This is a genomic window from Variovorax sp. HW608 (assembly GCF_900090195.1).
Taxonomy (GTDB): domain Bacteria; phylum Pseudomonadota; class Gammaproteobacteria; order Burkholderiales; family Burkholderiaceae_C; genus Variovorax.
Genome location: NZ_LT607803.1, coordinates 5,018,373 through 5,044,713, shown reverse-complemented (window position 1 = coordinate 5,044,713; position 26,341 = coordinate 5,018,373). Strand labels below are relative to the sequence as shown.

Sequence of the window (26,341 nt, the reverse complement as noted above, 5' to 3'; positions counted from 1 at the left end):
GAGAGTCAGCCATGGTCGCAGAAGCCAAGAGCAGCAAAGACGTTCGCATCTACCTGAGCGACGGATCGGCCCCGATCTCGGTCGAGGTCACGGGCGTCTCGAAATCCAGGCCCGCGGTCATCACGGCCGCCTCGCCCGCCGGAGGCTGGCAGCTCGGCGCACCGGTGATGTTCCAGGGCACCGGGTTCCCCGAGCTGGACAACCACTTCTTCACGATCGGAAGCTCAACCGGGGACTCTTTCACAGCCACCGGCAGCGACACCACCGACAGCACCGGATCGCTGTCGAGCGCAGGTGCGGAGGTTCTCGTGTACGACAACACGGACCTCACGCCGCTGTGCCTGTCATCGTTCGCCTATGCACTGGAGACTCCGGGAACGGTGGACGTCGGCACGTACTGCAACCCGAGCGCGACGCTCCCGGCCACCGCCGGGGCGCCCGGAACCATGACCCTCGGCGGCTACATCGACGTGCAGGACTCGGCCTATCCGGCGGTCTACCGGGCCGTCAAGGACGGCAAGACACGGGTGCTCTCGATCCTGCTCGGACAGGGTCAGGGCGAGCTCATCCAGGCCGTCAACTTCGTGAGCATGACTTGGGACATCCCGATGGGAGATGGCGGCATGGCATGGACCGCGACCGCCAACCTCAAGTCGCGGCCCGAGCACGTGTGGGACGACACCGAAAGCACGGGCGAGCTCATTCCGCTCACCGAAGGGGTCGCGGCATGACGACCGAGCGCGACAAAGGGGGCGTCGTCTTTCGCAGCCAGCGCGTGGGCGACTTTGTCGTGCACGAGCTGTCGATGCGACTGCACCTGCAGGTGATGAAGGACTACCCGGAGCCTGGCATCGAGCGCGCGGCGGGGTACCTCGGCCATGCGGTGAGCAACGGCACCGGGGAGCCCATCGGTCGCGATGCCGTGCTGGATTTGCCGCCCGCCTTGTTCAACGAGCTGATGGAAGCCTATACCGAAGTGAGCAAGCGGTACGAGACGCAGCCGGAAGGCAAGCAACCGGAAGGCAGCGCCGAGGGAAACGCCTGAGCCCGGTTCGCAGGCAACTGCATGACCTCGCGCTGGAGCTGGGCAAGACCGTAGGAGAACTCACCGCCATGTTGTCCTGGGCTGAATTCTTGGACTGGGTCCAGTACTTCAATGATCGCGAGCAGGACCGGTCGCGGGCAGCGGCGCGCGCCAAGGGCGAGATCCGCACCGACGACCCGAACGCCGTGCAGGCGCTGCTCAAGGCGAGCGGCGCAGCGGCGCGCAAGCCGCGGGCGAGGGCCAAGGAGACAGCAGCGCCTGCAGCACCGTCCACCGGAGCGCCGTCCCATGGTTGAGGCCTACGTCCCTGTCATCAAGCGCCAGGTCGTCAGGGCGCGCGGCGACGGGCGCATGACGCAGTCGATCACCAAGGACGTACAGGGCTGGTCGCGCAATCAGCTCATCGTCGCGCTGCGCAAGGACACCGTGGACACCGTGGCCCAGCAGATCCGACTGGAGAATCCCCCGGAGGCTGCGGTCGTGGACAACACGCGCGGCAAGCCCATCCTGCAGGCCGTGCGGCGCACGGCCGTCAACTTCGGATCCGCGGTCAGGGCCGCGGCCCTCAACGTCCTGAAGGCCGAGCTCCAGCGCGCGATCGAGCAGAGCACGATTCGGCGCAGCGGCGACCTGGCCAACATGAACAACTGGGAATGGGTCTACGTGCGCGACGGCCGCAGGCAGCCTCTGCCGATCATGGGGACGAGCGGCATCACCATGCGCCCCGGAGACTTCATCGTCCTGCGCCCGCGCGTGCCGTACGCGAGCATCGTGAACCTGCGCGTCGCGAACGGCTCGCGCGCCCTCACGTTGCGCAAGACGCGCCAGAGAGCCGAGCGACCCACGAAGGCGAACCAGCGGCTGGGCTTCCTCGCGTTCGCCGCGCGGCGCGCGAAGCGCCACTCGCTCTTTCGCGGCTTCAACGTGCGGGTCAGCTTCACGCATCGGCATGCCATCGAGGGCGAAGTCAACAGGCGGCAGGGCACGGGCACGCTGGTCATCACGCCGTCCTCCGGGCGCGGGCGCTGGTGAGCGCCGCGCTGGCGTCGCACACAGGGGGCAACTGAATGGCCACCACTGACAATATCGAGCGCATCGTCCGATACGAGGCGGACACCTCGCAGGCGATCGCGCAGCTGGACAAGCTCACCGCTGCCACGCAGCGCAACGCCGAGCAGATGGACAACGTGGGCGGCCAGCTCGCCTCCATCGGCACCAAGCTCGATATCGCCGCCGGGTTCTACATCGCCAAGGAGGTGATCGGCCAGGTCACCGACGCCGTCAAGGGCATGATCGACCAGATGGACCAGCTGGGCAAAAGCGCCCAGCAGGTGGGCCTCACGGTCGAGCAGGTGCAGGAGCTGCAGTACGCATTCGGCTTCGCGGGCCTCAAGGGAAGTGAGACCGTCACGGTGCTGGGGCGCCTCACGGACAAGCTCGCCGACATCGACGACATGACCAACAAGTCGTCACGCGGCCTCCGTTCGATGGGGATTGCGGCCGGCGACGACGCGTCCACTGCAATCCTGAAGATGGCCGACGCATTCCAGGGCATGAGCGACGGCACCGAGAAGACCTCGATTGCGGTGGACACCTTCGGCCGCACCCTCGGCATGAAGATGATTCCCGCGCTCAACGATGGCTCGGCCGCCGTCGAGCAGCTGATCGCCGAGCAGAGCCAGTATGGTCAGGTGAGCGAGGAGACGGCCCGCCAGGCCTCGGAGTTCAACGACAAGCTCACCCGGCTCGAGGAGGTCGGCATCAGCGTCGGCAAGGCGATCGTCGCCGAGCTGCTGCCGGGACTGAACAAGTTCCTCGACTGGTGCCTGTCGATGGTCAGTCCGGTGTCCCGGGCCATCAGCTGGCTCAACGAGCTCAACGCCAGTTTCAGCGCCGGAGCCATCGCCGCGAAAGCCTTCTCGGTCGCCTCCGCGCAGTTGGGGCCGCCACCGGGCCTGAAGTCCATGGCCGATTCGGTCGGCACCTTCGCCGACTCGTTGCAGAAAGCGGCCGAGCAGGAGGCCGGTCCGAGGTGGCTCAAAAAGTTCGAGGAGCAGGCCCGCGACACTGCCGAGGGGTTCGCGCAGGTACCGCAGAAGGTCAAGGCGCTGCGCGAGGCGATCTCGTTCCTCGACCCCGCGGTCGAAAAGGACGCGCTGCTGCTCAAGTCCTACACCAAGCAGCTCGAAAGCCTCGAAAAGCAACTCGATGGCACCACCAAGAAGGCCGGCACGTCCAGAAGGACGCCCACCGCGATCCAGACGAGCGACTTCGAGAAGTGGATGGACTCGATGCTCAAGTTCGCCACGGCGAGCGACGACGCGGGCGCAAAGATCGAATGGCTCACGAGCCATCTCGCGGTCCTCGCGGCCAACGGCGACACGATAAGCGAGGCCTTCAAGCGATGGACCGCCGAGCTTCGAAGGCTCCAGCCCGACCCGGTTGCCGATGCGCTCGAACGGATCGCCAGGGCAGCGAAGGCGCTCGATGATCAGCCGGCGATCATCGCGGGCCTGTCCGAGCGCATGACCGAGCTCATGGCCGCCGGCAAGGGAGGCACCGAGGAGTTCAGGCTCCTGCGCGAAGAGATCCTCAAGCTCGAAGCGGCCAAGGACCCGATCGCGGCTGTCACGCTCGAGCTCGAAAAGATGCGCGCCGAGACGCGCCGCAACGCCGAGATGGAGGCCGAGTGGTTTCGGCTCCTCGCCGATGGCGCCGTCACGACGCAAGAGTTCGCCGAGGGCGCGAGCAAGCACATGCAGACCTATCAGGACGGGATGGAAAAGAGCGTCAAACAAACGAAGGACCTGGCCGACGCGATCGAGGAGGCCGGGGCGCGCTTCGTGACGGACTTCGTCGGCACGCTCATCGACGGGTTCGGAAAAACCGATCAGGCGTTCAGCGACATGATCGAGAGCATGCTCAAGAACCTCGCCAAGCTGCTCGTGAATCAGCAGATCGCGAACCTCTTCAGGACGATGGGCTGGGGCAGCGTCTCGGGCACGGCACAGGGAGGCGCCTGGGACGCGAGCGGCGTCGAGTTCATGGCACGCGGTGGCATCCTCTCGCGGCCGACCTTCTTCGCAACCGGCGGCGGGCTCGCTGTCGCGGGCGAGGCCGGGGCCGAGGCCGTGGTGCCCCTACGTCGAGGCACGAGCGGCGACCTCGGTGTCGCTGCCTCGCCCGTGACGGTGAACATCCACAACAACGCAGCCGTGGATGTGTCGACACAGAACAAGGACAACGCGGACGGCTCGCGCCAGATTGAGGTCTACGTTGAGCAGAAGGTCAAGACGATGTTCGCCAACGGCTCGATGGATCGCACCATGCGCCAGGGCTACGGCCTCACGCGCCAACCGATCGCGGGGTGACGCACCATGGCAAGCATTCAAGTCGCCCCGCGCCCGAACGAGATCGACGGCTGCCTGCAATCGTGGGCCGACCACGACGAGGTCCAGGTCGTGCGCTCGTCGATGGAAACCGGCGCGATCAAGGTACGCCGCCGCTTCACGGCCGTCGTCTGGCTCGTGGACGCGAGCGTGACGCTCGATGCCTCGCTCTACCTCACCTTCCGCGACTGGTTCCGCGTCAGTTGCCAATCGGGGGTACTCCCCACGCGCTTCAAGACGCCATGGGGCGCGGAGGTCGTGATGCGCTTCACGGCTCCGCCCGCCTTCGACTGGGGCGTCGACGCGGGGGCGAGGGCCTTCCGCGTCTCGATGACGCTCGAACAGATGCCCGAGTGGGCCTCGCTGTAGGAGCTTTCGCCGTGCCGATCTCGCAGACCAACATCCGCGCGGTGCTCGAATCGTCGAGCTCGGTGGTGTGGCTGTTCCTGCTCACGATCACGCAGACCGGGCTTGATCCGCTGCGGGTCGTCAACAACAACGAGGCGGTGGTCTCGCGCGGCTATTCCTTCGCGCCGTTTCCGTTCACGGTGGTGCTACCGCCCGATGACTCCGAGGCACTGCCGAAGGTGACGCTCTCGCTCGTGAACGTGGACGCTTCGATCATCGAGTACATCCGTTCGCAATTGACGCCGCCCGCGATCACGATCGAGCTCGTGACCTCGGCATACCCCGATACCGTCGAGGTCGCGCTTGACTTCCTAAAGCTCACGACTGTGACGTACGACGCGATCACGATTCAGGGATCGCTCGACGTGGACAACTTCCTCGCGCAGCGCTTTCCGGCCGAGGCGTACCTGCCGCCACAGTTTCCGGGGCTTTTCCGATGAACGCGCCCGTTGCCATCGATCTCTCGCGCTGGGTCGGCATCCCGTACCGGCCCAAGGGGCGCGACCGCACCGGGATGGATTGCTGGGGGATCGTTCTGGCTTATGCCCGCGAGGAGCTCGGCCTGGAGCTGCCCGAGTACTACTACGATGAGGCGGCGATCCTCGAACACGCGTGCGCGCACATCGGGCGCGAGACGAAGGCACCGCACTGGACGCCTATCGCCCGCCGATCGATCCGCCCAGGCGACGTTCTCATCTTTCGCATCCGCGGCTTCGAGACGCACTGCGGAATCGCGGTGGGCGGCCGGGACTTCCTACATTCGCTGGCCGGGCGCGCCTCGTGCATCGAGTCGCTCGACCACACGAACTGGGCGCACCGCTGCACGGGGGCCTATCGATGGACCGCGAAGTGATCGACGGCGGAGTGATCGAGATCGAGGCCCGCGAGGTGAACGACTGCGAGATCGCGATCGAACTGCCGGAGCTCACGCCGGCGCCTGGCCGCGTCGTGCTGCCCGGTGGCGAGCGGCGCGCTGTCGCAGTCGTCGCGGGTATGTCGGTGCGCGAGATCGTCGAGGCCGCCGTCGAGCCGCAGCTGTGGCCGCTCGTGGAGGTCTTCAACCACGGCCGGCGCGTCGAGGACTGGGACACCTTTCGCGTGCGGCCCTCCGACGCGCTGCTTCTCCTCGTCGTGCCACAGGGAGGCGGCGGCAGCAGGAAGGGGATCATCGGCGCGGTGCTCGCGATCGCCGTCGCGGTCGTTGCGCCCTATGCGGCCGGCGCGCTTGCAAGCGCGGGGGTGATCGGCGGCGTCGGGACAGTGAGCTATGCCGCAACGATGGTCGGCATCACGCTCGTGGGCAACCTGCTGATCTCCGCGCTCGTGCGCCCGCCCTCGGTCAATACCGGCAACGTCTCCACCAGTGCGGCCAAGAGCTACTCGCTCACCGGGCAATCGAACGCGGCGCGGGCCTATGGCGCGTGCATCGTGGTCTATGGGCAGCACCGGCTCTATCCCGTGACGGCGACCAATCCGCGCGTGGAGAACCTCGGCGAGGAAAGCAAGCTCACGGCGCTGTATGACCTGGGCCTGGGCTATGTCCACTTCGATGACATTCGCATCGGCGACGTGCAGATCTCGGAGTACCAGCCGGCGCTCATGGGGCACTGGAATTCGCTCGGCCAGGACATGCGGCTGAACTTCTCGCAGATCGGCTATGACCAGTATGCGATCGAGCTTCAGCAGAACGTGCCAGTGACCTTGACGACCAAAGAGGACAGCTACTCGGCCGAGCTCGACATCAGCTTTCCGCTCGGGATCGGGCAGATCGCGCCTCAGTTCGGCTCGATACCGTACTGGATCGACATGCGCTCGCAGTGGCGGCGCTCGGGCTCCAATGATGCGTGGCAGGCCGTGCCAATCGACTGGTATCTCGGCGCGATGGGTCGCCAGTACCAGAAGCCGCCGCAGGCGCAGATCCAGTTCAGGCTCAACTACGGGGACTATGCGGCGACGTGGTACGACTACGACCCCGCGAGCTCCCCGGCCAGGCTCAGGGAGCTCCAAGCGACGTATCGGGCGCAGGCGGCGAGAAACAACCCTTATCCGAATTTCAAGCCGCTGCCGGACTCGAACTACATCGTCGTCGGCTCATGGTCATCGGAAGACTACTTCGGCCGCTATCCCGACATCCTCGCGGCCGGCTGGGACCCGGTCGCCCGCAATGCCTATGACCACTTCATGTCGATCGGCTCGCGTGAGGGCCGGATCATGGGCGCGGCGGCCAACGTCTATATCTCGGTGCCCAACATCGGCTGGTACGACCCCGCAACCTCGCCCTCGACGCTGCACCAGTACGACATGCTCTACGCATCGGACGACCCGCTCGTCGGTGGCTGGCAGTGGATCCAGCAGGGCATGCCCTCGCAGGCGATCGGCGCCGCGCCGATCGAGTTCCGCGTGACGACGGGCGCCTTCGACGGCGACGGTTATCTCGCCCGTTACCCGGACGTGGCGGCCGCGGGCATGGACCCGTGGACGCACTTCACCAACTTTGGTGCTTTCGAAGGTCGCAACCCCTACGACGGGAACGCCGATCTGGACGTGCGCCTGATCGCGAATTTCCTTGGTCAGTACTGGCTGCGCATCGCCTTCAACTTCCCGACGCCAGGGCGCTACGACCTTCGGATCTGGCGCACCGACGTGGTAGAGGACGGGACCGACTCGACGATCAACGTCATCAGCGGCGGCGCGGTGACGGGCCGAGTCAATAAAGCGGTGCTCTCGATCCTGCGCTCCTACAAGGCCGGGCCGGTCGTCGCGCCGCGACTTCGCCACACATGGCTCGAAATGCAGGTGCGCGCCACCGACAAGCTGCAGGGCGTGGTGCAGAACCTGAGCCTGATGGGGCGCGGCGTCGTGCTCGTGACTGATGGCTCGGGCTCCTTCTGGTACGCGGAGACGCGTAACCCCGCGTGGATCGCGCTCGATGTCCTAACCTCCGAGAAGAACCCGAGGCCGGTTTCGCGCGACGCGATCGACTGGCCCTCCTGGCTGCACCTCGTCTCGGTCTGCGACGCGCTTCGCTCGTGGATCGTGAACGGCCAGCCGTTCACCGCGGCGCGCTTTCTCTTCGATGCGGTGATCGTCGATTTCACTACCATCAAGGAGCTCGTCGACTCGATCCTCTCGGGCTGCCGTGCGTCGCTCATGCTCATGACCAACGGCAAGTGGGGCGTGCTCGTCGACGAGGAGAAGGCAACGCCCAGGCAACTCCTCACGCCGAGCAACTCGTGGGGGTTCTCGGGCCTGCGCACCTTCTCGCAGATTCCGCACTGCCTGCGCGTGTCGTTCATCAACCGGGACACCAACTACCAGACCGATACAGTCCCGGTATACGCGGACGGCTATGACGGCTCGAACGCGACCGTTTTCGAGGACCTCGATACCTTCGGGATCACCGACTACCCGCACGCGTGGGCGTATGGCCGCTACATGATGGCGCAGGGGATCATGCGCAGCGAGACCTTCACCGTCTCGATGGACGTGGAGAATCTCGTCGCGCAGCGCGGCGACCGCATCGACGTAGCGCACGACGTGCCGCGCATGGGCGGAACGTCCACGCGCATCGTCGACTATGGCTGGGCCGCCGGAGCGAACGGAGGCGGGCTCGTCAGGATCGCTATCACGCTCGCCGCCGCGCCGACCGGGTACGCGATCCGGCGGAGTGCCGACGGTGTCGTGATGACCGGGCGAGTACTCTCGGTCGATGCGTCGGGCCACGTCATCGAGGTGGACGACCTCACCAACGTCGGCGCGGACGACCTGATCGTCTTGGGCGAGTTCTCACGCGTGACGTACCCCTATCTCGTCCAGCAGATAACGCCCGGGGCGGACCTGACGGCCGAGCTCACGCTCGTGCGCTACGACCCCGCCGTCTACACCGCTGATATCGGCGCGTTGCCGGGGTGGGACCCAGGCATCGGCATCGACTTCCAGAACGGCACGGACTTGCGCACCTTCAACGTCCAGGCGTCGCAGTCGCTGCGCTACGTCGAGCGCGAGCCCCTGTGCGACGTGCAACTCGTGTGGACCACGCAAGGCTATGCGCTGCACCACCATACGGTCGTGCTGATCCTGCCCTCGGGCGTGCGCGAACAACTCGGGCAAGTCGCCGCGATGTCGTTCCTCTGGATCGTCGACGCGATCCGGCGGCGCAGATACTTCGACATGCCGCTCCAGTTCGAGGTCACGCCGACCTCGGAGGCGGGCTTCAACGGCATAGCGGGGTACGTTTCGATCACGCTGGTACCCGACCGTACGCCGCCTGGTCCGCCGGCCGAGTACGGAGTGAACGTGCAGAAGGAGACCATCGATCTCTTCTGGCAGCACCCCGCCGACCCTGACATCGCGCACTACGTGCTGCGCTACACGCCCGAGGTAGATATCCCCTCGTGGGACGCCTCGACGCTCCTCGCGCAGGTGGCCTGGCCGACGACGAAGGCGAGCGCGGGGGCGCGCACCGGCACCTACATGATTCGCACGGTCGACACCTCGGGCAACGTCTCGACCGTCGAGATGCGGCGCACCACGGTGGCGACGCTTCCCGATATCAACGTCATCGCGACAGTGAACGACATGCTTCTCGATCCCCCGTGGACTGGCATCCACGACAACACCGAGATGGGCGGTGGCGGCGTGCTCGAAACGGCCGGCGCGTGGGGCTCGATCCCACAGGATGCGATCTACTACTTCGACACGCTATTCGATCTCGGCGCAGTGTACGAATGCCGGGTGTCGAGCAAGCTCAAGGCCTTCGGCATCACGCAGGGCGACCTGATGCACAACTGGGCGGCGCTCTCCTCGGTGGTATCGATGGTCTCCGCTACCTCGGACTTGTGGAACGTCTGGCTCGAAATGCGCGTTTCGAATCAGGCTTCGTTCATGAGCGAGTGGCCCACGCTCTCCGAGGTCGACCCGATTGGGATGGGCTCGCCCGATTCCTGGTCCGCCTGGCGTTGGATCGAGGTCGCCGATATCACGGGCGAGCTCCTCCAATTCCGCATCCGCCTGCAAAGCAAAAACCCGGGCGTGCGGCCGGTCGTGAAGTGGGGGCAGGTTGATGTGGACATGCCAGATCGGACCGACTCGTATCCCGATGTGATCGTCCCGCCTGCGGGCATCGACTTCCTGTGGGACCCCGCGTTTCGTGTGTGTGAGGCCGTGGCGGTGACGATCGACGGCTCGGTGAATCCGCAGGTAGCCCACGTCTCGGACCGCAGCCCGATCGGCGTGCACATCCAGCTCCTGAATCTCAACACGGCCGCGCCCGAGGCGGGCCAGGTCGACATCATGGCAAAGGGGTACGGGCGTCTACGGCCGGCCTCGATCTGAAGGAGAAAGAGCTATGTCTCAAAGCCTAGCCGCCGACTTTCCGATAGACCCGACAACGACCTCGGGCGATGCCCTGGCCGATATCCTCAACCGGCAAAACTCGGCGATCAACACCTCGAACGCAGGACCGACCTCGCCGCCTCGCACGTTCCCCGGGCAGATCTGGCTCGATACCTCGGTCGCGGACCAGCCCAATGGCGTCCTTCGCTTGCGCGACGCGGCCAACGGCTCGTGGGTATCGATGTTGCCTGCGATCTCGAGCGCAGGCGATCCCGCGACCACACTCGCCGCGCTTGGCATACCGAATCACGACAAGATCGTGGTTAATTCGGCGGGCAATACATCGGTGCCGGGGTCGTTGACTCTCGGGACGTCGCAGGGCACGAGCTTTTATGCGTCCTGGCTGAACGCCAATACGCCCACGCTCAATATGTGGACGAACTATTACCTTGCGTTCGACGGCACGACCGGGAGCCTTGTGTGGAACACCGCAGGCGGGCGCAGCGTGACCATCGATGTCTCCTGCAACATCGCGACACCGGGGAACATTACGGGAGCGGGGGGGAGCTTTCAAAGCGGCGTGCAGTTCATGCCGGGTTTCTCAACCTATCGCTCCGCCCCGTATTACATCCTTCAATTCGCCGGTAACTACTATTGGCGCTGGAACGATCAGGACGGCCGGCTTGACTGGATCACCCAGGCCGGCATCCCGTTCACCATCAGTTATGCGGGCGTGACGACGACGGCGCAGCAGTTCGTTTGTGCCGGGACGTCGCCCTTCTGGGCCAGCGGCTACACGAACAACGCGGGCACCGATTTTTGCAACACGATCAATTCAGCGAGTAGCTACGGCTACATGCGGCTGTCGTCGATCCACACGCCCGGCAACGTCGCCGGCTGGCAAATGCAATTCGACAACTCGGGCAGCTACACCTTTCGCACCGATGGTTGGGGCGAAGCGCCGGCCGGGTGGCGGCAGGCTTCGGATGCGCGCCTGAAGGACAACGTCGCCACGCTCACGGACGCATGCGCAAAGATCAAGCAGCTGCGCGCCGTCACCTACGACCGCAACGACGTGAAGCCGCTGGACGGCTCGATCGCGCACTCGGCGGGCTTCGTTGCGCAGGAGGTCGAGACGGTCTTCCCGGTAGCAGTCGGCTATTCGGCGGCTCTCGATTCGACGGCGCTCGCCGCCGCACTGGCCGAAGCTGCCGAGAGTGGCGGCGAGGTCGCCACCGTGGCCGCGCCCGAAGCGATGCGAACGCTCGACGTCATGCCGATGATTGCGCTCACCTATGCCGGCGTCGCCGAACTGATCGCGCGCGTCGAAACCTTGGAGGCCAAAGCATGACGCTCGAATTCACGAACGAACAGCTGCAGAACCTGCTGAACTACCTGGCGTCGCACCCGTGGCGCGAAGTGCAGCCGATCCTCGGGCCGATCCTGCAGCAGATAGAAAAGCAGCAGCAGGCGCAACAGGCGGGCCAGCCGCCCGCACTGCGCGCTGTGCCCGAGGCCTGAGAGGATCAGGCTGCCTTGCGACGTGCCTCAATGATGCTGACGACCTTCTCGCTCGCGGCCGTCTTGTAGGTGCGCACGCGCGCATCCTTGGACTGCCGGCCGTTCAGAAAGCCCGCCCATGCATTGAGGATCTCCGCGCGGCGATCGACCGCGCCGCCGCGCACATAGGCCCCCTCGGTCGAGTCCCCGACCTTGTGTGCCAGCGCGATCTCGACGATCTTCTGGTCGAACTCGGTGGCCTCCAGCGACCACGTCTTGAACGTCGCGCGCGCCAGCCCATGCGGCGTGGCCGCATGGCCGAGCTTGGCCACGAGCTTGCCCATTGCGTCCTTGTGCAACTCGACCCCGTTCTCCATGAAGACGAGATCCGAGGGCTTGCCGCGCTTTTGCGCACGGATGATCTTCACGGCCTCGGCCGGCATGGGCACCAAGTGCTTGCGCTCGCCCTTCATGTCCTCGGCATCGAGCGCCCACAGCGGGCGCTTGCCGTCGATATCCACGAGATCCGCCCAGCGCATGCCGCGAATCTCATTGCTGCGCGACTGGCAGTAGATAGCCACCAGCAGCGCGCGGGCGCGGTCGCCCGCGTCGGGTGCCGCCTCGGCCAACTGCGCCATGAACGCGGGCATGTCCTTCCATTCGAGCGCGGCGTGCCCCTTGGTCTTGTGCACCTTGTCGGGCGCGGCCAGCGCGTGCTCGAGCTTGCCCTTCCACGAAGCGGGGTTCGGCGTGTCCGCGCGCATGCCGCGGATCGTGGCGAAGGCCAGTACGTCCTCCAGCTCACCGCGCAGGTCGTTCGCAGTCGGATGCTTGGTCTTCCAGATCGGCTCGATCACGGCCAGGACGTCGAGGTGCGTGATCTGGTCCGGCTGCATGTGGCCGATGCGTTTCTTGGCGTGCAGCTCGAAGCGGCGCTTCACGAGCGTGGCGCGGTTCGCCTTCCACTCGCTGCCCTTCGCCGCGAGGTACATGTCATAAGCCTCGGCGAGTGTGGCCGCACTGGCGGCGCTGGTACGCGCGTGTGACAGCTCGACCTGCTGGCGCGTGCGCCGAGAGGCCAGCGGCGCAAGGGAGGCCGGGGCGGCTGCGGATGGCGCAGCCGATGCGTGCGCGACCGCCGGGGCCGCAGCAAGCGGCGAACCGGCGCTGCGCTCAACCAGCAGCGCAGCCCGCTTGTCCTGCGCTTTCTGGCGTGCTTGCGCGAGGCTGACGGTGTGCAGCGGGCCGAGGCCGAGCGTGCGGGCGCGGCCGTTGAGCGTGTAGCGAAACACCCATGAGCGGGCGGTGGGGCTGGTGACCTGAAGCCACAGGTTGCCCCCGTCGGCGTACATTCCGGGCGTGACCTGCTTGGCGACCATGGCTGCGCTGAGCCGGTGCATGAAGCGGGGCATTTGTTTGGTGTCCTTTCTGAACCCTATCTACATGTTTACCTACATTCGTACCTACATTTGAAGCGTGGAATGGTACGGAATGATGAAGTATAGCGCGGAATAAAAAACCTCTGAAAACCCGCATGAACATTAGCTTTTTTGGACTTTTAATGCGTCATCTTAGAGTGAATGGAGAATTCTCGTATGGAAATCTCTGAACAATGCGTGGTCGGCCTCACCTGGACCCTCAAGGACACGCTCGGTGACGTGCTCGACGTGCTGGACGAGCCGGTTGAATTCCTCGTCGGCGGCGAGGACCTCTTCGACGCCATCGAAGCCGCCCTGCTCGGCCACGGGCCCGGTGCCCGGGTGCAGATCCAGCTCGAGCCCGAGCAGGCGTTCGGCGACTTCAACGACCAGTTGCTCTTTCTCGAGCCGCGTTCGCTCTTCCCCGAAGGCATCGAGGAAGGCATGACCTTCGATGGCGCCGCGCTGCCCGCGGGCGTGAATCCGGACATGCCGAAGGATGTTCTCTACACCGTGAGCGAGATCTATCCGGAGCACCTCGTGCTGGATGGCAACCATCCGCTCGCGGGCATCGCGATCCGGCTCGACATCACGGTGAAGTCGGTGCGCGAAGCGACGGAGGAGGAAGTCGGCCGCGGAACCGCCGGCACCGGCTTCTTCAAGATCCCCCCGACCGCGCCGGGCAACGACCTGTTGCACTGAGCCGTCCCCGAGGCGGGCGGACGCAAAAAAGCCGGGCCACGCCCGGCTTTTTCGATGGCGCCAGCCGCTCTTCCTTGATCAGTAGCGCGAGATCTGGCCGTTGTTGATGACCACGCGGTCGCCGATCCGCAGATCGCCCGGCGAGGGCACGTCGAACGCGCGATAGCCGCCGTTGTCCGTCTGCACCGACACGCGGTAGGTCTGGTAGGTCCGCGGGGCATTGCTGTTGGCTTCGATGCTGTTGCCGAGCAGCGCACCGCCGACCACGCCCAGCGCCGTCGCCGCCGCGCGGCCGTTGCCGTGGCCGATCTGGTTGCCGAGCACGCCGCCGACCACACCGCCGGCGACCGCACCGCCGCCCGTGGTCGGAGCGCCCGAGGACTGGCTCTGGATCACCTCGATGTTGGCGACGCGGCCGTATTCGACGTAGGGGCCGGGCGCCACTTGCTGGACCGGCGGCTGGTAGGGGTAGCGCGAGGTCTGATAGACCGGTTGCGGTGCCACGCAGGCCGCGAGCGTGGACAGGGCCAGGACCGAGGCGACAGCGGCCAGGGGACGGATCGAGATCTTCATGTTGGATGGCTTTCTCAAAAATGGCGCGTTCGATACGCGCTCATGGACCTGACAACGCGCGAACGCCGCAGGCGATGACGACGGTCACATGTTGACACTTTCGAGCCGCCGGCAAGGCGAACGGTTCCCGTCTTTACGCACGCGAAACGTCTGGCGCCGATCCCGTGCGTGCCGGCTCAGTGCTTGCCGGTCGACCCGTAGCCGCCCTCGCCGCGTTCGCTCGGCGGGAACTCCGCCACCACGCGGAACTGCGCCTGCACCACCGGCACGATCACCAGCTGGGCCAGCCGCTCCATCGGCTGCAGCACGAAGGGCGTGTCGCTGCGGTTCCAGGCGCTCACCTTGAGTTCGCCCTGGTAGTCGCTGTCGATCAGGCCGACCAGGTTGCCGAGCACGATGCCGTGCTTGTGCCCCAGCCCCGACCGCGGAAGGATCAGCGCCGCGTAGCCCGGGTCCGCGAGGTGGATCGCGATGCCGGTGCCCACCAGTTGCCAAGCGTTGGGCTCGAGCGTGATCGGCGCGTCGAGGCAGGCCCTCAGGTCCAGCCCGGCGCTGCCGGGTGTGGCGTAGGCAGGCAGCTGGTCCTGCATGCGGGGATCGAGGATGCGAACGTCGACTTTCACTGAATGGGTCCTTGGGTGGGTGTTGAATTCATTGCTTCCTGGCCGCGCGCACATAGTCCGGCAGCCGGGCCGCGATCTCGGCGACGAGCTCGCGCGCCAGCGTGAGCTTGGGGGCGCGCGGCAGCTCGCGCACGCCCTTGGCGTCGACCAGGAGCAGGCTGTTGTGGTCCTGCCCGAAGGTCAGCGGGCCGATGTTGCCGACCAGGAGCGGAATGCCCTTGCGCTCGCGCTTGGCCTTGGCGTGCTCCAGCAGATTTTCGCTTTCGGCGGCAAAGCCGACGCAGAAGAGCTCCCCGCCCTTGGCCCGTGCGCCCTGCGCGACGGTGAGCAAAATGTCCTCGTTCTCGACGAAATGCAGCACCGGCGGCTGGCCGCTTCCGTCCTTCTTGATCTTCTGCGCGCTATGGGCCGCCGGCCGCCAGTCGGCCACCGCGGCGGTTGCGACGAAGATCGACGCGGCCTGCACCGCCTGGAGCGTCGCGGCGAGCATGTCCGCTGCCGACCTGACGTCGACGCGGCGCACGCCGCGCGGCGTCGGCAGGTGCACCGGGCCGGCGATCAGTGTGACTTCCGCGCCCGCGTCGCGCGCCGCGCGGGCGATCGAAAAGCCCATCTTGCCGGACGAATGATTGGTGATGCCGCGGATCGGATCGAGCGCCTCGAAGGTCGGCCCGGCCGTCACCACCACATGCTGGCCCGCCAGCACCTTGGGCTGGAACTGCGCGACGATTTCCTCCAAGAGCTGCTCGGGCTCGAGCATCCGGCCGTCGCCGGTCTCGCCGCAGGCCTGCCAGCCGTTGCCGACGCCCAGCACGCGGGCGCCGTCGGCGTCGACCTGGCGCAGATTGCGCTGGGTGGCCGGGTGGCTCCACATCTCGCGGTTCATCGCCGGCGCGATCAGGAGCGGCACCCGGTCGATGGGCCGCGCCAGGCACATCAGGCTCAGGAGTTCGTCGGACCGCCCCTCGACCAGCCGGGCGATGAAATCGGCGCTGGCCGGCGCCAGCACGATCGCATCCGCCTCGCGGCTCAGGTTGATGTGCGGCATGTTGTTGGCCTCGCGCGCATCCCACTGCGAGGTATAGACGGGGCGCCCCGACAGCGCCTGCATCGTGACCGGCGTGATGAACTGCGCCGCCGCCTCGGTCATCACGACCTGCACCGTGGCCCCGGCCTTCACCAGCAGCCGGCACAACTCGGCCGACTTGTAGCAGGCGATGCCGCCCGTCAGTCCCAGAACGATGTGTTTGCCCGTGAGGTCTTGTTGCATCGGGAAAGTTTAGAGCCTATTCACAGCGTTTTTCGGGGTCGCGAAAGGCCTTTGAACAGGCTCTCCGGTTGGCCGTCCTCTACAATCCCCATTTCCCACTTCCCGGACATGCGTCCGGAACTGGCATGACCAAATTCGTCTTCGTCACCGGCGGTGTGGTGTCTTCCCTCGGCAAGGGAATCGCCTCCGCCTCTCTCGCCGCGCTGCTCGAATCGCGCGGCCTCCAAGTCACCCTCATCAAGCTCGACCCGTACATCAACGTCGATCCGGGCACCATGTCGCCGTTCCAGCACGGCGAAGTCTTCGTCACCGACGACGGCGCCGAGACCGACCTCGATCTCGGCCACTACGAGCGCTTCATCACGACGCGCATGCGCCGCGCCAACAATTTCACCACGGGCCAGATCTACAAGTCGGTGCTCGAGAAGGAACGCCGCGGCGACTACCTCGGCAAGACGGTGCAGGTGATCCCGCACATCACCAACGAGATCCAGGAATACATCAAGCGTGGCGCCGGCATCGGCACCGCGCACGAGGTCGACGTGGCGATCGTCGAGATCGGCGGCACGGTGGGCGACATCGAATCCCTGCCCTTCCTCGAGGCCGTGCGCCAGATGAGCCTGCGCGCGGGCCCCAACAACTCGGCCTTCGTGCATCTGAGCTATGTGCCGTGGATCGCCGCGGCCGGCGAGCTCAAGACCAAGCCGACCCAGCACACCGCGCAGAAGCTGCGCGAGATCGGCATCCAGGCCGATGCGCTGCTGTGCCGCGCCGACCGCCCGATCCCCGACGACGAGCGCGCCAAGATCTCCCTCTTCTCGAACGTGCCCGAATGGGGCGTGATCTCGATGTGGGACGTCGACACCATCTACAAGGTGCCGCGCATGCTGCACGAGCAGGGGCTCGACGGCCTCATCTGCGACAAGCTGCGCATCAACACGCCGCCGGCCAAGCTCCAGCGCTGGGACGACCTGGTCTACGAAGTCGAGCACCCGCAGAAGGAAGTCTCGATCGCAATGGTCGGCAAGTACGTCGACCTCTCCGACAGCTACAAGTCGCTGAACGAGGCGCTGCGCCATGCCGGCATGAAGAACCATGCGCGCGTGAAGATCGACTATGTCGACTCCGAGACCATCACGCGCGAGGACGTGGCCCGGCTCGGCAAGTACGACGCCATCCTGGTGCCCGGCGGCTTCGGCCAGCGCGGCGTCGAAGGCAAGATCGCAGCGGCGCGCTTCGCCCGCGAAACCAAGGTGCCGTACCTGGGCATCTGCCTCGGCATGCAGGTCGCGACCATCGAGTACGCCCGCAACGTGGCCGGCCTCAAGAACGCCAACAGCACCGAGTTCGATGCCGAGACGCCGACCCCGGTGATCGCGCTGATCACCGAGTGGAAGGACGCCGACGGCACGGTCAAGGTGCGCGACGAGAAGTCCGACCTCGGCGGCACGATGCGCCTGGGCGCGCAAAGCTCCGACGTCGCGCCCGGCACGCTGGCCCACAGCATCTACGGCGACGTGGTCACCGAGCGCCACCGCCATCGCTACGAAGCCAACGTCAACTACCTCGACGAGCTGCGCCGTGCCGGCCTCGTGATCTCGGCGCTGACCCAGCGCGAGCACCTGACCGAAATCGTCGAACTGCCGCAGGACGTGCATCCCTGGTTCATGGGCGTGCAGTTCCACCCCGAGTTCAAGTCCACGCCGTGGGGCGGTCATCCGTTGTTCAACGCGTTCATCAAGGCAGCGCTCGAGCATCAGGGCGCCGACAAGAAAGCGCTCAAGGTGGTCGCATGAGCGTCGCAGGACCGCTCCAAGACGCGAAGACCCCCTCGGGGGGCAGCGCAGCACACGAAGTGGCAAGCGAGGGGGCACTATGAAGCTTTGCGGATTCGACATCGGGCTTCACAAGCCCTTCTTTCTGATCGCGGGTCCGTGCGTCGTCGAGTCCGAACAGCTCCAGATGGACACGGCCGGCACGCTGAAGGAAATCACCTCCTCGCTCGGCATCCCCTTCATCTTCAAGAGCAGCTTCGACAAGGCCAACCGCTCGTCCGGCACCAGCTTCCGCGGTCCGGGCCGCGAGCGCGGGCTGGAGGTCCTCGCCAAGGTCAAGCGCGAGCTTGGCCTGCCGGTGCTGACCGACGTGCACACCGAGGACGACATTGCCGCCGCCGCCAAGGTGGTCGATGTGCTGCAGACCCCGGCCTTCCTCTGCCGCCAGACCGATTTCATTCGCGCCGTGGCGCAGTCGGGCAAGCCGGTCAACATCAAGAAGGGCCAGTTCCTCGCGCCGCACGACATGAAGAACGTGATCGACAAGGCGCGTGCGGCCGCCAGGGAAAAGGGCCTGCCCGAAGACAGCTTCATGGCCTGCGAGCGCGGCGCGAGCTTCGGCTACAACAACCTCGTCTCGGACATGCGCTCGCTCGCGATCATGCGCGAGACCGGCGCGCCGGTGGTCTTCGATGCCACGCACTCGGTGCAGCTGCCCGGCGGCCAGGGCACGAGCTCCGGCGGCCAGCGCGAGATGGTGCCGGTGCTGTCGCGCGCCGCGGTCGCGGTGGGCGTGGCGGGCCTGTTCATGGAAACGCACCCGAATCCCGCCAAGGCGCTGAGCGATGGGCCCAATGCGGTGCCGCTCAAGCACATGAAGGCGCTGCTCGAGACGCTGCTCGCGCTCGACACCGTCACCAAGAAAAACGCTTTCCTCGAGGACACTTTCCAAGCATGACCAGCGCTTACATCATCGCCAACGTCGAGGTCACGAATCCGACGCAGTACGAGGAATACAAGAAGTGGTCCTCCGAGGCCATGAAGGTGCATGGTGCCGAGGTCTGCGTGCGCGGCGGCAAGGTCGAGGTGCTCGAGGGCGACTGGCACCCCGAACGCATCGTGATCCTCAAGTTCCCGAACGTCGAGGCCGCCAAGAAATTCAGTGCATCGCCGGAATACGGCAAGGCGCGCGCAGCACGCCAGGGCGCCGCGATCATGCGCATGATCGTCGTCGAAGGTATTTGACCCAGGAGAAAGTAAAGAGATGAGTGCAATCGTAGACATCGTCGGGCGCGAAATCCTCGACAGCCGCGGCAACCCCACCGTCGAGTGCGACGTGCTGCTCGAATCGGGCACCATGGGCCGCGCGGCCGTGCCCTCGGGCGCATCGACCGGCTCGCGCGAAGCCATCGAACTGCGCGACGGCGACAAGAGCCGCTATCTCGGCAAGGGCGTGCTCAAGGCCGTCGAGAACATCAACACCGAAATCTCGGAAGCCGTGCTGGGCCTCGACGCCAGCGAGCAGGCCTTCCTGGACCGCACCCTGCTCGACCTCGACGGCACCGAGAACAAGGGCCGCCTGGGCGCGAACGCGACCCTCGCCGTATCGATGGCTGTGGCCCGCGCGGCCGCTGAAGAATCCGGCCTGCCGCTGTACCGCTACTTCGGCGGCATGGGCGGCATGCAGCTGCCGGTGCCGATGATGAACGTCATCAACGGCGGCGCACACGCCAACAACAGCCTCGACCTGCAGGAATTCATGATCATTCCGGTGGGTGCGAAGAGCTTCCGCGAGTCGCTGCGCTACGGCGCCGAAGTGTTCCACGCGCTCAAGAAGATCCTGGGCGACCGCGGCATCAGCACCGCCGTGGGCGACGAAGGCGGTTTCGCGCCGAGCGTCGAAAGCCATGAAGCCGCGATCCAGCTCATCCTCGAAGCGATCGACAAGGCCGGCTACACGGCCGGCGAGCAGATCGCGCTCGGCCTCGATTGCGCCGCGAGCGAGTTCTACAAGGACGGCAAATACGTCCTGTCGGGCGAAAACCTCAGCCTCACCGCCGAGAGCTGGACCGACATGTTGTCGAGCTGGGTCGACAAGTACCCGATCATCAGCATCGAGGACGGCATGCACGAAGGCGACTGGGACGGCTGGAAGCTCCTGACCGAGCGCCTCGGCAAGCGCGTGCAGCTGGTGGGCGACGACCTGTTCGTCACCAACACCAAGATCCTGCAGGAAGGCATCGAGAAGGGCATCGCCAACTCGATCCTGATCAAGATCAACCAGATCGGCACGCTGACCGAGACCTTCGCCGCGATCGAGATGGCCAAGCGCGCGAGCTACACCGCCGTGATCAGCCACCGTTCGGGCGAGACCGAAGACAGCACCATCGCCGACATCGCGGTGGGCACCAATGCCGGCCAGATCAAGACCGGCTCGCTGTCGCGTTCGGACCGCATGGCCAAGTACAACCAGCTCCTGCGCATCGAGGAAGACCTCGGCGACGTGGCCGTCTATCCCGGCCGCTCCGCCTTCTACAACCTCCGCTGATCGTCCGGCGGATCAGGCGCCATGCGCTCCCGCATCGTCCCGATCATCCTGGTCCTGCTGCTGCTGCTGGTTCAGTGGCAGCTCTGGACCGGGCGCGGCAGCGTGCCCGACGTGGCGCAACTGCAGGAAAAGCTCGCCGAACAAAAACAGTCCAACGCGCGCGCCGCGTTGGCGAACGAGCGCCTGGAGTCCGAGGTCAACGATCTGAAGGAAGGGCTCGAGATGGTCGAGGAGCGGGCCCGGCAGGAGCTAGGGATGGTCAAGCCCAATGAAGTTTTCGTCCAGATCACGAAGTGATCTGCGACGGGTGATCTGAGTTCGCGGCGACCCCATGACGCCCGCTCTTCCCGTCGGTTGCGTGATTGCAGTGCTGGGTGCCCGGGGCACCGGCAAGAGCGAACTCGCGAATGCGCTCGCTGCGCGGCTCTTGCAGCGCGGCATCGCCGCCGAGCTGGTGACCGATCCCGCGCCCCGATCGCCGACGTATCGGCAACAGGCCGAAGCGGCCTTCGAGCAGACGAATCGCATCGCCGAAGCAGCCCGGCGCGGCGTGGTGATCGCGGATTCGACCGCACTCGCGGCCGCAGTCGATGCCGACATGCGGTTCGGCGAAACCGCGCTCTACGATCACGCGCTGGCCGCGCACCGCAGCCATGCGATCACGCTGCTGATGGCGCTCGATCTGCTGCCCACGGACGGCACCGCCCCCGATGCACTGGCGCAGGCGGAAAAAGCCGACGCGCTCCTGCGCGCCGCCCTCGCCCGCGCCGGATCGCCCTACGCCGTCATCCACGGCCGCGGCCCGGAACGGCTCGCCAGCGCCTGGAACGCGATCAACGCGCGGGCCGAGGATGCCGGCGTCAGTTCGAGCTCGGGCCGGACCGCCTCCGGCGAACGCGCCTGGTTCTGGCCCTGCGACAAGTGCTCCGACCCGGCCTGCGAGCACAGGCTCTTTCGCGATCTCATCGCGCGGCGCCCCTAGCGCCGGCGATTCAGCGCACGATCCCCATGGCATCGCCCCACCCCAGGCTTCTCGCAGCATCCGGCGCGGCCGCCCTCGCCTTCTGGTTCACTGCTGCGGCGTCGGCGGCACCGGCGACGGTGATCGTCGAGAACAAGACACGGCCGACCGCCTGCGCGGAGGAAGACAACGTCTCGATGGTGCTGCGCGGCCAGGGCATCACGAGCTTCCGCGTCGAGGCGCTCCAGCCCGCCTACATCGACAGGATCGAGAAGGACGTCACCGCGCCCGACTTCTCGGGCTGCAACTTCGACGGTGGCGCGCACCCCACGGACCCGAGCTACAAGTTCAAGCCGCGCCGCGTGGTGCTGTACGACGGCCCGCAATGGATGATCGTCGGCATGACCCTGCCGTCTTTCTGGCGGCCGAACCGCGTGCCGGTGCGCGTCGGCGCGCGGTCCGGCAACGACTTCCATCTGGTCCAGGTCTTCGCCAAGGCCAAGGAAAAGGACAAGAAGCCGATGGAAGCGCTGGTGCTCTACCCGGCTGACGGCTACTGGCGCCTCAAGCCATTGCCCCTGGCGCGCTTCGGCGATGGCGCGTACGGCTCGTCGTTCCTCATGGGCCCCGTGGAGGATGCCGGCCGGCCGGTGGTCAACATCGCGTCGATCTCGATCCAGACACAGCCGCTCGCGCTGCGCCTGCGCTTCGCCAATGGCGGCAGCGCCTCGGTCAAGGTCGCGCAGATCAGCGAAGAACGCACCGCGCTCGACGTGTCGCTTCATCCGGCCACGCAGAAGTCGCAGCCTTTCGCGGTGCTTCGTTCGATGTACGTGTCCGCGGACAACGCCGATGTCAGCGAACTCGCCTGGCAATCGGCCCGCTCCGCCGGGCCGGAGACAAGGCCGCTGCCCGAGATTTCATCGATCGAGGCCGCGCAGGTGCACTTTGCACGGACCACGCCATCGCGCCACAACACCAGCGCGCCGGATATCCGCTTCAGCGACTTCGAAAACGCGCGGCGCAACTGAATCGCCGCGCGCTGCGCGACTACTGGACGACCGCGCTGCCCGGCATCTGATTGCCGGGCGCAGTGAAGATCTGCGCCGCGTCCACCGCATCGAAGTGGTACTGCTTGCCGCAGAAATCGCAGCCGACCTCGATGTTGTCGCGCTCCGCGAGGATGCTCTCGGCTTCTTCGCGGCCGAGGCCGCGGATCATGTTCTCCACGCGCGCGCGGCCGCAGGTGCACGCGAAGTGCGGGCCGAGCATGCCCGTCTGCGGCTCGAAGCGCAGCAGCTTCTCTTCCCAGAACAGGCGGCGAAGGATCGTGTCGACGTCCAGCGTCAGCAACTCGTCGCGCGTGAGGCTCGACGCCAGGATCGAGATGCGGTTGTAGTCCTCGTTGTGCCCGATCTGGTCCTGCTGCACCTGCTCGCGGCCGCCCTCGGCGGTGCCTTCCAGATTGGCCTCGCCCTTGACCGGCAGGCGCTGGATCAGGAGCCCGGCCGCGATCTTGTCGTCGGCGGCCAGCACCAGCGTGGTGTCCAGCTGCTCGCTTTGCAGCATGTAGTGCTGGAGGATGTCGCTCATGCGCTCGAGCTTGCGGCCGTTCTCGTCGATGAGCGGCACCACGCCCTGATAGGGCTGCTGGCCCGGCAGCTTGTCCTTGGGATCGAGCGTGATCGCGCAGCGGCCCTTGCCGTGCGCATTGACCATGTCCGACAGCTTCGCATCCGCCGCGATCTCCCCGATCGCCTTGGCCGTCGAGCGCAGGCTCAGGTCGGGCTTGACCTCGGCCACCGCGACCTTGACCGGCCCGTCGCCGAAGATCTGCAGGATCAGCGACCCGTTGAACTTGATGTTGGCCTGCATCAGCGTGGCCGCGGCGGTGATCTCGCCGAGCAGTTCGGCCACCGGCTGCGGATAGGCGCCGGTGTCGGAATTGGACGCGCGGCGCGCCAGCACTTCCTGCCAGGACTCCGTCAGGCGCACGATCATCCCGCGCACCGGCAGGCCTTCGAACAGGAACTTGTGGAGTTCAGACATTCAAGCGATCTTTTTGAGGCCCTTCGCGAAGCGATGGGCGTTTTCGACATAGTGTTCGGCGCTTTGGCGCAGCTTGGCGGCGGCCGCCTCGTCCAGCGTGCGGACCACCTTGGCGGGCGACCCGATGATGAGCGAGTTGTCCGGAAACTCCTTGCCCTCGGTCACGACGCTGCCGGCGCCGACGATGCAATTGCGGCCGATCCTCGCGTTATTCAAGACCACCGCCTGGATGCCGATCAGCGAGTTGTCGCCGACGGTGCAGCCGTGCAGCATCACCTGATGGCCGACCGTGACGTTCTCGCCGATGGTCAGCGGGCAGCCGCGGTCGGCATGCAGCACCGACTGGTCCTGGATGTTGCTGTTGCGCCCCACGCGCAGCGTGTCGGTGTCGCCGCGCAGCACCGCGCCGAACCAGACGCTGGCGTTCTCGGCCAGCACCACATCGCCGATCACCTGTGCACTGTCGGCGACCCAGGCGCCCTCTCCCAGTTGCGGCGCCACGCCATCGAGTTCGTACAAGGCCATCGCGGTGTCTCCAAAGGTCGAAAAACTAGAATTGTAGGGATGCACCCCCGCCTTGGCGCCCTCGCTGCGCTGCGCCTCACGGACCCCGAACAGAAGGTCGCCGCCACCCGCGCGCTGTTCGCCCAACTGGCCGGACGGCCCCTGTCACTGCAACCGGTGCGCTCGCCCGGCGACGATGCCGGCGTGCCCGGCCGGCCGGAGCGCCCGCTGCGCGTCTCGGCCACCGCGGTCGAGAAACGTTCGCCCTTCACGCCCGAAGGCCGCGCGGCGCTGATCCATTCGATCTGCCACATCGAGTTCAACGCGATCAACCTCGCGCTGGACGCCGCATGGCGCTTCGATGGCATGCCCGAGGATTTCTATCGCGACTGGCTCCGCACCGCGGACGAAGAGGCGCAGCACTTCACGCTGCTGCACGCGCACCTGCAGGGCATGGGCCACTGCTACGGCGACTTCACCGGCCACGACGGCCTGTGGTCCATGTGCGAGAAGACCAAGGATGACATCGTCGCGCGCATGGCACTGGTGCCGCGCACGCTCGAAGCGCGCGGACTCGATGCGACGCCGCTGATCCAGGCCAAGCTGCGCCGCGTCAACACGCCGGATGCGCTCGCGGCCTGCGCGATCCTCGACATCATCCTCTGCGACGAGGTCGGCCATGTCGCGATCGGCAATCGCTGGTATCGCTGGCTCTGCGAGCGCGAAGGGCTCGATCCGGTCTCGCACTACCGCGTGCTGTACCGCCGCCACGAGGCGCCGCGCCTCAAGGCGCCGTTCAATCTGGACGCTCGGGCGCAGGCGGGCTTCACTGACGAGGAACTGCGCGCCCTCGCACAGCCCTGAAGGCCCGGTGGCCGCTGCCGTCGGCACGGTCTGCCATCAGCACCGCCACGGCCGACAGCAGTGCGCACGCGCCGGCCAGCATGATCGACAGCGTGTAGCTCTCGTAGAGATCGAACAGAAGGCCTGCGAGGCTGCCGCCCGCCACGGCCGCGATGCCCACCGCGATGTAGAGCGCCCCGAGGATCGCTCCGAGGCTCTTGGTGCCGAACCAGCTTGCCGCCACCGCCGGATACAGCGCGATGCATCCGCCGTTGGCGGCGCCGAACAGCAGCGCGAAGACCGCGAGTCCGACGAAGCCGTACGCCACGCTCCAGAGTGCGCACAGCACAGCCAGGCTGACGGTAAGCCACACCAGGAATCGCAGCGCGCCGATCTTGTCGCCGATCCGTCCCAGCACCAGACGTCCCAGGATGTTGCCGACGCCGATCAGGCCGATGAGCAGGTTCGCCTGCGTCATCGAAAGCCCCTGCTGCTGCGCGTAAGGATTGATGTGGACGAGCGCGAGAAAGAGGCCGATCGAGCCGAAGAAGATGGCGGCGAAGAACCACCAGAACCGGACCGTCAATGCTGCCTCCCCCAAGGCAAGCCCTCCTTGCGCCTGCAGATCGGCCAGCCCGGCACGCACAGCGATGCCGTCTGCGTGCAAGCCAAGTTCTTCAGGTCGCCCCCTCAGGCTCATCGCGGCAGCCAAGCCCAGGAGTGCGATCGCGCCGGCATAGACCTGCATGGTGACCTGCCAGGAAAAGTGGCGCATGAGCAGGCCTGCGACCATCGGACCGACCAGCGTTCCCAGCCCCGTGCCGGCCAGCGCGATGCCCGAGGCCGAACTGCGCCGCACGACGAACCAGCGCTGGATGGTCGAAACAGCCGGCACATAAACAAGCCCCACGCCAAGACCGACCAGCACGCAAAAGGCGCCGAGGAACAGCACGAGCGAAGACGACAGAAGGCTGCTGAGCAGAAAGCCCAGGGACAACAGCACGATGCCCGCGCCCGTCACGACGCGAACGGAGCTTCTGTCGCTGAGCGCGCCCGAGAACACACCCACCGCGTAGTAGATCAACGCGGTCACTGAGAAGATGGATGCGGTGGAGAAACGGCCCGCATCGAAGTTCGCCTGGATGCTGGAAAAGAACGCGCCGAAGGAATACGCCGCGCCGAAGATCAACGCCAGCAGAACGTGGACCGCACCCACGATGTACCAGCCCCTGAACAGACCGTTGCTTTTCATATGCTCCCCCTCGACCAATGATGTCGACCGCCGAACGTCCGGGTGTCGGGGCGTGCCGCAGTCAAAATGACTGTACTTGTCTATACATGAATGATCAAGGGGATTTTGCTCGCGACTTCAGACCGCGCCCCACCATCGGCGCGCCGG

27 protein-coding genes are annotated in these 26,341 nt (G+C 66.2%); 20 read left to right on the top strand and 7 right to left on the bottom strand.

What is annotated here, in order from left to right; genetic code table 11:
• Window positions 1-11: 11 nt before the first annotated feature.
• The 11 genes from VAR608DRAFT_RS23910 to VAR608DRAFT_RS37190 all read left to right on the top strand — a co-directional run bounded on the left by VAR608DRAFT_RS23910 (window position 12) and on the right by VAR608DRAFT_RS37190 (window position 11,697).
• Window positions 12-731, top strand: coding sequence for a hypothetical protein (locus tag VAR608DRAFT_RS23910; protein ID WP_088956329.1), 720 nt, complete (start codon window positions 12-14; stop codon window positions 729-731).
• Complete coding sequence (locus VAR608DRAFT_RS23905; protein WP_088956328.1) at window positions 728-1,045, top strand: hypothetical protein; 318 nt, start codon at window positions 728-730, stop codon at window positions 1,043-1,045. Before VAR608DRAFT_RS23910 ends, VAR608DRAFT_RS23905 begins: the two co-directional genes overlap by 4 nt.
• A gap of 68 nt (window positions 1,046-1,113) precedes the next feature.
• Complete coding sequence (locus VAR608DRAFT_RS23900; protein WP_088956327.1) at window positions 1,114-1,341, top strand: hypothetical protein; 228 nt, start codon at window positions 1,114-1,116, stop codon at window positions 1,339-1,341.
• On the top strand, window positions 1,334-2,077 hold the full coding sequence (locus tag VAR608DRAFT_RS23895; RefSeq protein WP_088956326.1) for a hypothetical protein: 744 nt from the start codon (window positions 1,334-1,336) through the stop codon (window positions 2,075-2,077). The genes VAR608DRAFT_RS23900 and VAR608DRAFT_RS23895 overlap by 8 nt, the downstream gene beginning before the upstream one ends.
• 35 nt (window positions 2,078-2,112) lie before the next feature.
• Window positions 2,113-4,416, top strand: coding sequence for a phage tail tape measure C-terminal domain-containing protein (locus tag VAR608DRAFT_RS23890; protein WP_088956325.1), 2,304 nt, complete (start codon window positions 2,113-2,115; stop codon window positions 4,414-4,416).
• A gap of 6 nt (window positions 4,417-4,422) precedes the next feature.
• Window positions 4,423-4,803, top strand: coding sequence for a hypothetical protein (locus VAR608DRAFT_RS37195; RefSeq protein ID WP_157731093.1), 381 nt, complete (start codon window positions 4,423-4,425; stop codon window positions 4,801-4,803).
• 11 nt (window positions 4,804-4,814) lie between these two features.
• On the top strand, window positions 4,815-5,282 hold the full coding sequence (locus VAR608DRAFT_RS23885) for a DUF1833 family protein (RefSeq protein ID WP_157731092.1): 468 nt from the start codon (window positions 4,815-4,817) through the stop codon (window positions 5,280-5,282).
• Window positions 5,279-5,695: a C40 family peptidase gene (locus VAR608DRAFT_RS23880; RefSeq protein ID WP_088956323.1), complete on the top strand. Its 417-nt coding sequence runs from the start codon at window positions 5,279-5,281 to the stop codon at window positions 5,693-5,695. Before VAR608DRAFT_RS23885 ends, VAR608DRAFT_RS23880 begins: the two co-directional genes overlap by 4 nt.
• Window positions 5,680-10,176: a phage tail protein gene (locus tag VAR608DRAFT_RS23875; RefSeq protein WP_088956322.1), complete on the top strand. Its 4,497-nt coding sequence runs from the start codon at window positions 5,680-5,682 to the stop codon at window positions 10,174-10,176. The genes VAR608DRAFT_RS23880 and VAR608DRAFT_RS23875 overlap by 16 nt, the downstream gene beginning before the upstream one ends.
• A gap of 13 nt (window positions 10,177-10,189) precedes the next feature.
• The gene (locus VAR608DRAFT_RS23870) at window positions 10,190-11,527 is read left to right on the top strand and encodes a tail fiber domain-containing protein (protein ID WP_088956321.1); all 1,338 of its coding nucleotides are present in this window, start codon (window positions 10,190-10,192) and stop codon (window positions 11,525-11,527) included.
• Complete coding sequence (locus VAR608DRAFT_RS37190; RefSeq protein ID WP_157731091.1) at window positions 11,524-11,697, top strand: hypothetical protein; 174 nt, start codon at window positions 11,524-11,526, stop codon at window positions 11,695-11,697. The genes VAR608DRAFT_RS23870 and VAR608DRAFT_RS37190 overlap by 4 nt, the downstream gene beginning before the upstream one ends.
• Before the next feature lie 5 nt (window positions 11,698-11,702).
• Here the strand turns inward: VAR608DRAFT_RS37190 and VAR608DRAFT_RS23865 are convergent, their stop codons facing one another.
• Entirely contained in the window at window positions 11,703-13,088 is a 1,386-nt protein-coding gene (locus VAR608DRAFT_RS23865; protein WP_088956320.1) for a tyrosine-type recombinase/integrase, read from the bottom strand.
• A 183-nt stretch (window positions 13,089-13,271) separates the two neighbouring features.
• Here VAR608DRAFT_RS23865 and VAR608DRAFT_RS23860 point away from each other — a divergent pair, with 183 nt between their 5' ends.
• Entirely contained in the window at window positions 13,272-13,796 is a 525-nt protein-coding gene (locus tag VAR608DRAFT_RS23860; protein WP_088956319.1) for an FKBP-type peptidyl-prolyl cis-trans isomerase, read from the top strand.
• Between the two features lie 78 nt (window positions 13,797-13,874).
• Here VAR608DRAFT_RS23860 and VAR608DRAFT_RS23855 read toward each other — a convergent pair whose 3' ends face one another.
• The 3 genes from VAR608DRAFT_RS23855 to coaBC all read right to left on the bottom strand — a co-directional run bounded on the left by VAR608DRAFT_RS23855 (window position 13,875) and on the right by coaBC (window position 16,262).
• Window positions 13,875-14,369, bottom strand: coding sequence for a glycine zipper 2TM domain-containing protein (locus tag VAR608DRAFT_RS23855; protein ID WP_088956318.1), 495 nt, complete (start codon window positions 14,367-14,369; stop codon window positions 13,875-13,877).
• A gap of 176 nt (window positions 14,370-14,545) precedes the next feature.
• Window positions 14,546-14,992, bottom strand: a complete 447-nt coding sequence (gene dut, locus VAR608DRAFT_RS23850; protein ID WP_088956317.1) for a dUTP diphosphatase — start codon at window positions 14,990-14,992, stop codon at window positions 14,546-14,548.
• 28 nt (window positions 14,993-15,020) lie between these two features.
• A complete protein-coding gene (coaBC, locus tag VAR608DRAFT_RS23845) occupies window positions 15,021-16,262 on the bottom strand; it encodes a bifunctional phosphopantothenoylcysteine decarboxylase/phosphopantothenate--cysteine ligase CoaBC (protein ID WP_088956316.1) in 1,242 nt (413 codons plus the stop codon).
• 125 nt (window positions 16,263-16,387) lie between these two features.
• On the opposite strand from coaBC, the gene VAR608DRAFT_RS23840 reads away from it, so the two are divergent.
• The 7 genes from VAR608DRAFT_RS23840 to VAR608DRAFT_RS23810 all read left to right on the top strand — a co-directional run bounded on the left by VAR608DRAFT_RS23840 (window position 16,388) and on the right by VAR608DRAFT_RS23810 (window position 22,577).
• Complete coding sequence (locus tag VAR608DRAFT_RS23840) at window positions 16,388-18,058, top strand: CTP synthase (protein ID WP_088956315.1); 1,671 nt, start codon at window positions 16,388-16,390, stop codon at window positions 18,056-18,058.
• A 79-nt stretch (window positions 18,059-18,137) separates the two neighbouring features.
• A complete protein-coding gene (gene kdsA / locus VAR608DRAFT_RS23835; protein WP_088956314.1) occupies window positions 18,138-18,995 on the top strand; it encodes a 3-deoxy-8-phosphooctulonate synthase in 858 nt (285 codons plus the stop codon).
• Window positions 18,992-19,282 carry a DUF1330 domain-containing protein gene (locus VAR608DRAFT_RS23830; protein ID WP_088956313.1) on the top strand — a complete coding sequence of 97 codons (291 nt, stop codon included), beginning with the start codon at window positions 18,992-18,994 and terminating at the stop codon, window positions 19,280-19,282. The genes kdsA and VAR608DRAFT_RS23830 overlap by 4 nt, the downstream gene beginning before the upstream one ends.
• A 19-nt stretch (window positions 19,283-19,301) precedes the next feature.
• Entirely contained in the window at window positions 19,302-20,585 is a 1,284-nt protein-coding gene (gene eno, locus VAR608DRAFT_RS23825) for a phosphopyruvate hydratase (protein ID WP_088956312.1), read from the top strand.
• A gap of 21 nt (window positions 20,586-20,606) precedes the next feature.
• Window positions 20,607-20,882, top strand: a complete 276-nt coding sequence (gene ftsB, locus VAR608DRAFT_RS23820) for a cell division protein FtsB (protein ID WP_088956311.1) — start codon at window positions 20,607-20,609, stop codon at window positions 20,880-20,882.
• 34 nt (window positions 20,883-20,916) lie between these two features.
• Window positions 20,917-21,567, top strand: coding sequence for an AAA family ATPase (locus VAR608DRAFT_RS23815; RefSeq protein WP_088956310.1), 651 nt, complete (start codon window positions 20,917-20,919; stop codon window positions 21,565-21,567).
• 26 nt (window positions 21,568-21,593) lie between these two features.
• Window positions 21,594-22,577 carry a hypothetical protein gene (locus VAR608DRAFT_RS23810; RefSeq protein ID WP_088956309.1) on the top strand — a complete coding sequence of 328 codons (984 nt, stop codon included), beginning with the start codon at window positions 21,594-21,596 and terminating at the stop codon, window positions 22,575-22,577.
• 19 nt (window positions 22,578-22,596) lie between these two features.
• On the opposite strand, the gene hslO is transcribed toward VAR608DRAFT_RS23810, so the two are convergent.
• Window positions 22,597-23,595 carry an Hsp33 family molecular chaperone HslO gene (gene hslO / locus VAR608DRAFT_RS23805; protein ID WP_088956308.1) on the bottom strand — a complete coding sequence of 333 codons (999 nt, stop codon included), beginning with the start codon at window positions 23,593-23,595 and terminating at the stop codon, window positions 22,597-22,599.
• A complete protein-coding gene (locus VAR608DRAFT_RS23800; RefSeq protein ID WP_088956307.1) occupies window positions 23,596-24,120 on the bottom strand; it encodes a gamma carbonic anhydrase family protein in 525 nt (174 codons plus the stop codon).
• Between the two features lie 39 nt (window positions 24,121-24,159).
• On the opposite strand from VAR608DRAFT_RS23800, the gene VAR608DRAFT_RS23795 reads away from it, so the two are divergent.
• Window positions 24,160-24,963 carry a ferritin-like domain-containing protein gene (locus VAR608DRAFT_RS23795; RefSeq protein ID WP_088956306.1) on the top strand — a complete coding sequence of 268 codons (804 nt, stop codon included), beginning with the start codon at window positions 24,160-24,162 and terminating at the stop codon, window positions 24,961-24,963.
• Here VAR608DRAFT_RS23795 and VAR608DRAFT_RS23790 read toward each other — a convergent pair.
• Complete coding sequence (locus tag VAR608DRAFT_RS23790; protein ID WP_088956305.1) at window positions 24,926-26,194, bottom strand: MFS transporter; 1,269 nt, start codon at window positions 26,192-26,194, stop codon at window positions 24,926-24,928. The two genes, VAR608DRAFT_RS23795 and VAR608DRAFT_RS23790, sit on opposite strands and share 38 nt — an antisense overlap.
• Window positions 26,195-26,341: the final 147 nt, after the last annotated feature.

What these genes read in the sequence shown, in the direction of transcription:
- VAR608DRAFT_RS23810 (WP_088956309.1), top strand. Translation starts at nt 21,594, where the DNA reads ATGGCATCGCCCCACCCCAGGCTTCTCGCAGCATCCGGCGCGGCCGCC.
- VAR608DRAFT_RS23865 (WP_088956320.1), bottom strand. Translation starts at nt 13,088, where the DNA reads ATGCCCCGCTTCATGCACCGGCTCAGCGCAGCCATGGTCGCCAAGCAG.
- VAR608DRAFT_RS23900 (WP_088956327.1), top strand. Translation starts at nt 1,114, where the DNA reads ATGTTGTCCTGGGCTGAATTCTTGGACTGGGTCCAGTACTTCAATGAT.
- eno (WP_088956312.1), top strand. Translation starts at nt 19,302, where the DNA reads ATGAGTGCAATCGTAGACATCGTCGGGCGCGAAATCCTCGACAGCCGC.
- VAR608DRAFT_RS23895 (WP_088956326.1), top strand. Translation starts at nt 1,334, where the DNA reads ATGGTTGAGGCCTACGTCCCTGTCATCAAGCGCCAGGTCGTCAGGGCG.
- VAR608DRAFT_RS23880 (WP_088956323.1), top strand. Translation starts at nt 5,279, where the DNA reads ATGAACGCGCCCGTTGCCATCGATCTCTCGCGCTGGGTCGGCATCCCG.
- VAR608DRAFT_RS23875 (WP_088956322.1), top strand. Translation starts at nt 5,680, where the DNA reads ATGGACCGCGAAGTGATCGACGGCGGAGTGATCGAGATCGAGGCCCGC.
- VAR608DRAFT_RS23815 (WP_088956310.1), top strand. Translation starts at nt 20,917, where the DNA reads ATGACGCCCGCTCTTCCCGTCGGTTGCGTGATTGCAGTGCTGGGTGCC.
- VAR608DRAFT_RS23870 (WP_088956321.1), top strand. Translation starts at nt 10,190, where the DNA reads ATGTCTCAAAGCCTAGCCGCCGACTTTCCGATAGACCCGACAACGACC.
- VAR608DRAFT_RS37195 (WP_157731093.1), top strand. Translation starts at nt 4,423, where the DNA reads ATGGCAAGCATTCAAGTCGCCCCGCGCCCGAACGAGATCGACGGCTGC.
- VAR608DRAFT_RS37190 (WP_157731091.1), top strand. Translation starts at nt 11,524, where the DNA reads ATGACGCTCGAATTCACGAACGAACAGCTGCAGAACCTGCTGAACTAC.
- VAR608DRAFT_RS23905 (WP_088956328.1), top strand. Translation starts at nt 728, where the DNA reads ATGACGACCGAGCGCGACAAAGGGGGCGTCGTCTTTCGCAGCCAGCGC.
- coaBC (WP_088956316.1), bottom strand. Translation starts at nt 16,262, where the DNA reads ATGCAACAAGACCTCACGGGCAAACACATCGTTCTGGGACTGACGGGC.
- VAR608DRAFT_RS23840 (WP_088956315.1), top strand. Translation starts at nt 16,388, where the DNA reads ATGACCAAATTCGTCTTCGTCACCGGCGGTGTGGTGTCTTCCCTCGGC.
- VAR608DRAFT_RS23790 (WP_088956305.1), bottom strand. Translation starts at nt 26,194, where the DNA reads ATGAAAAGCAACGGTCTGTTCAGGGGCTGGTACATCGTGGGTGCGGTC.
- VAR608DRAFT_RS23800 (WP_088956307.1), bottom strand. Translation starts at nt 24,120, where the DNA reads ATGGCCTTGTACGAACTCGATGGCGTGGCGCCGCAACTGGGAGAGGGC.
- VAR608DRAFT_RS23910 (WP_088956329.1), top strand. Translation starts at nt 12, where the DNA reads ATGGTCGCAGAAGCCAAGAGCAGCAAAGACGTTCGCATCTACCTGAGC.
- VAR608DRAFT_RS23860 (WP_088956319.1), top strand. Translation starts at nt 13,272, where the DNA reads ATGGAAATCTCTGAACAATGCGTGGTCGGCCTCACCTGGACCCTCAAG.
- hslO (WP_088956308.1), bottom strand. Translation starts at nt 23,595, where the DNA reads ATGTCTGAACTCCACAAGTTCCTGTTCGAAGGCCTGCCGGTGCGCGGG.
- VAR608DRAFT_RS23890 (WP_088956325.1), top strand. Translation starts at nt 2,113, where the DNA reads ATGGCCACCACTGACAATATCGAGCGCATCGTCCGATACGAGGCGGAC.
- VAR608DRAFT_RS23795 (WP_088956306.1), top strand. Translation starts at nt 24,160, where the DNA reads ATGCACCCCCGCCTTGGCGCCCTCGCTGCGCTGCGCCTCACGGACCCC.
- kdsA (WP_088956314.1), top strand. Translation starts at nt 18,138, where the DNA reads ATGAAGCTTTGCGGATTCGACATCGGGCTTCACAAGCCCTTCTTTCTG.
- VAR608DRAFT_RS23830 (WP_088956313.1), top strand. Translation starts at nt 18,992, where the DNA reads ATGACCAGCGCTTACATCATCGCCAACGTCGAGGTCACGAATCCGACG.
- VAR608DRAFT_RS23855 (WP_088956318.1), bottom strand. Translation starts at nt 14,369, where the DNA reads ATGAAGATCTCGATCCGTCCCCTGGCCGCTGTCGCCTCGGTCCTGGCC.
- ftsB (WP_088956311.1), top strand. Translation starts at nt 20,607, where the DNA reads ATGCGCTCCCGCATCGTCCCGATCATCCTGGTCCTGCTGCTGCTGCTG.